We start from the raw sequence: 2,990 nt of genomic DNA, 5'->3' as shown, positions 1-2,990 counted from the left end.
CGAAGCCGAAGGCCGCCCTTGAGCGCGAGCTGTCCGACTTCCTCGGCTGAGGACGTCCCGGACCTACGACGTGTGGGGCCCCCCCCCCCCCGCGGGGGGGGCCCCCCCCGGGCACCTGTGCGTGGCGGGTCTGAAAGGGCACCGCCCCGGTGCCGAGACGGCACAGGGGCGACGCTGGTGCGGTGCCGGCGCGGTGCTGGGGCGGCGGCGCCGAGGTGGCCGTGGGTCAGCCGGCGCGTACCGCGGCGAGTTGCTGGGCGAAGGGAACCACCTCCTCCACCTCGACCTGCCGCTCGGTCGGGGCGCCGCCGACCGCGCGGGCGAGTTGGCCGGCCGCCCGGTCGATCCGGCCGCCGAGCCCGTCCGTACGGTCGTCGCCGGCCGTGCCCCAGTCGGCGGAGGCCGCGTAGACCCCGGTGGGTACGACGATGGCGCGCAGGTAGCCGAAGAGCGGACGCAGTGCGTGGTCGAGCACCAGGGAGTGGCGGGCCGTGCCACCGGTGGCGGCGATCAGCACGGGCTTGTCCACCAGCGCGTCCTTGTCCAGCACGTCGAAGAAGGACTTGAACAGGCCGCTGTAGGAGGCGGTGAACACCGGGGTCACCGCGATCAGCCCGTCGGCGCGGGTGACCGACTCCAGGGCGGTGCGCAGGTCGGGGCCCGGGAATCCGGTGACCATGTTCTGCGCGATGGCGGTGGCCAGCTCGCGCAGCTCGATCACCTCGATCTCGACGGGCCGGCCGGCGTCCGCGAGGTGGTGCTCGGCGGCTGTGGTCAGCCGGGCGGCCAGCAGCCGGGTGGAAGAGGGCTGGCTCAGGCCGGCAACGACGGCCACCAGGTGCAGGGGCTTCATGCGGTGCTCCTCGGGGTGTTTCGGAGGTGGCGGGGGCCGTGGGGGCGGCCCGCCCCCGGGGGGGGGGGGGGGGGGGGGGGGGGCTTCGTTGGGCGCTCGCGGCGGGGGGTGGGGCTGCGGCGGGGGGGGGGGGGGGGGGGGGGGGCCCCCCGGGGGGGCCCGGGCCGGGGGGGGGGGGGGGGGGGGCGGGTCAGCGGGGGTCGTCCGCCGTGTCCGGCGTCCGGTCCGCTTCCGCGCTGGCGGCCTCGGCGGCCCGGGCGATCTGCGTCGCGTGCGTGGGTCCCTCCGGCACGGTGGCGGGGCGCCCGGCGGCGAACTCGCGGCGCAGTACCGGAACGACTTCCTCACCCAGCAGGTCGAGCTGTTCCAGGACCGTCTTCAGCGGCAGGCCCGCGTGGTCCATCAGGAAGAGCTGACGCTGGTAGTCGCCGAAGGACTCGCGGAAGGCGAGGGTCTTCTCGATGACCTCCTGCGGGCTGCCGACGGTCAGCGGCGTCTGCTCGGTGAACTCTTCGAGCGAGGGGCCGTGCCCGTACACCGGGGCGTTGTCGAAGTAGGGCCGGAACTCGCGGACGGCGTCCTGGGAGTTCTTGCGCATGAACACCTGGCCGCCGAGCCCGACGATCGCCTGCTCGGGGGTGCCGTGCCCGTAGTGGGCGAAGCGCCGCCGGTAGAGGTCGATCAGCCGGATGAAGTGCTCCTTGGGCCAGAAGATGTTGTTGGCGAAGAAGCCGTCCCCGTAGTAGGCGGCCTGCTCGGCGATCTCCGGGCTGCGGATCGACCCGTGCCAGACGAACGGCGGGGCGCCGTCCAGCGGGCGCGGCGTCGCGGTGAAGCCCTGGAGCGGAGTGCGGAACTTCCCCTCCCAGTCGACCACGTCCTCGCGCCACAGTTGGTGCAACAGCGCGTAGTTCTCGATGGCCAGCGGGATGCCCTGCCGGATGTCCTGGCCGAACCACGGATAGACCGGGCCGGTGTTGCCGCGGCCGAGCATCAGGTCCACCCGGCCGTCCGCCAGGTGCTGGAGCATCGCGAAGTCCTCGGCGATCTTCACCGGGTCGTTCGTGGTGATCAGCGTGGTGGAGGTGGACAGCAGCAGCCGCTCGGTCCTGGCCGCGATGTAGCCGAGCATGGTCGTCGGCGAGGACGGGACGAACGGCGGGTTGTGGTGCTCACCGGTCGCGAAGACGTCCAGGCCCACCTCTTCGGCCTTGAGCGCGATCGCCACCATCGCCTTGATCCGCTCGTACTCGCTCGGCGTGCTCCCGTTGGTGGGGTCCGGCGTGACGTCGCCGACCGTGAAGATCCCGAACTGCATGTCGCTTCCGCCTCTCCGTCGCTCGGGGCGACCCCCGAACCGTTCGTTCAATATTCAACCACTCCTCTCAGCGAGACGCCACCCTGACCTATTCCCCACCCGGGGCACCCCGTCTGACCTGCTACGACCTCCTTCCGTCAGAGCCGGGCCCGGTACTGCTCGGTACCGCTCGGTACTGCTTGAGACGGCTCGGTGCCGCTTGGTACCGCCCGCTGCCCTCCAGCGCGGCCCAGCGCCGTGTGGTGTTTCCCTGCCAGCGCCGCATGCGGGCCACCGAGCGTGCGGTGACACGTACGGTGTGGGAGGGACAGTCGAGGGCGCTCCGCACAGACGGCGGGGCGCTGCGGTGGACGGCCGCCGAGGTGCGGCCGGCGCGCGGAGAGGGTGATGGGCACGATGCGGGTGGGCCTGGTACGGACGGTGGGCGCGGCAACGGCGCTGTACGGGGTCGCGGTGACGGCCTGGCCCGACCTGCTGGCCAAGCCGTCGGGCCTGGCGGACCGCACCGGGTCGGTCGCCCCCGCGACCCGCACCTCGCTGCGCCCGCTGGCCTGGCGGGATGCGGCCAGTGGGCTGGCCATGGTGGTGGCGCCGGAGGGCCCGGCGCTGCGCACCGCCACCCTGGTGCGGATCGCCGCGGACTTCGGGGACGCCGCCCTGCTCGGGCTGACGCTGCCCGACCGCAGTCGCCGCATCAAGGCGGTGGCCGTCTCGGTCGGCTGGGGCGCCCTGTCCGTGGTGGGTCTGCTCGGGCGCGGGGGCCAGCGGTGACCGCCGACCTGCCCGGGCCGCCCGCCGGCGGCCCCGCGGCCGCCCAGG

At 74.0% G+C, this 2,990-nt stretch carries 3 protein-coding genes; 1 reads left to right on the top strand and 2 read right to left on the bottom strand.

Translation table 11 applies throughout. The annotated features are described in order from the left end of the window. Nucleotides 1-226: 226 nt before the first annotated feature. Both AAHZ94_RS31880 and AAHZ94_RS31875 read right to left on the bottom strand, forming a co-directional pair. Nucleotides 227-853 carry an FMN reductase gene (locus AAHZ94_RS31880; protein ID WP_349997192.1) on the bottom strand — a complete coding sequence of 209 codons (627 nt, stop codon included), beginning with the start codon at nucleotides 851-853 and terminating at the stop codon, nucleotides 227-229. 190 nt (nucleotides 854-1,043) lie between these two features. Beyond that, complete coding sequence (locus AAHZ94_RS31875; RefSeq protein ID WP_349997191.1) at nucleotides 1,044-2,171, bottom strand: LLM class flavin-dependent oxidoreductase; 1,128 nt, start codon at nucleotides 2,169-2,171, stop codon at nucleotides 1,044-1,046. A gap of 396 nt (nucleotides 2,172-2,567) precedes the next feature. On the opposite strand from AAHZ94_RS31875, the gene AAHZ94_RS31870 reads away from it, so the two are divergent. Further along, a complete protein-coding gene (locus AAHZ94_RS31870; protein WP_349997193.1) occupies nucleotides 2,568-2,942 on the top strand; it encodes a hypothetical protein in 375 nt (124 codons plus the stop codon). The last annotated feature ends 48 nt before the right edge of the window (nucleotides 2,943-2,990 follow it).

It is taken from the genome of Streptomyces sp. HSW2009 (assembly GCF_040240285.1).
Taxonomy (GTDB): Bacteria; Actinomycetota; Actinomycetes; order Streptomycetales; family Streptomycetaceae; genus Streptomyces.
Note: the sequence above shows the minus strand (reverse complement) of the source record. Positions and strands in the feature narration are given on the sequence as shown.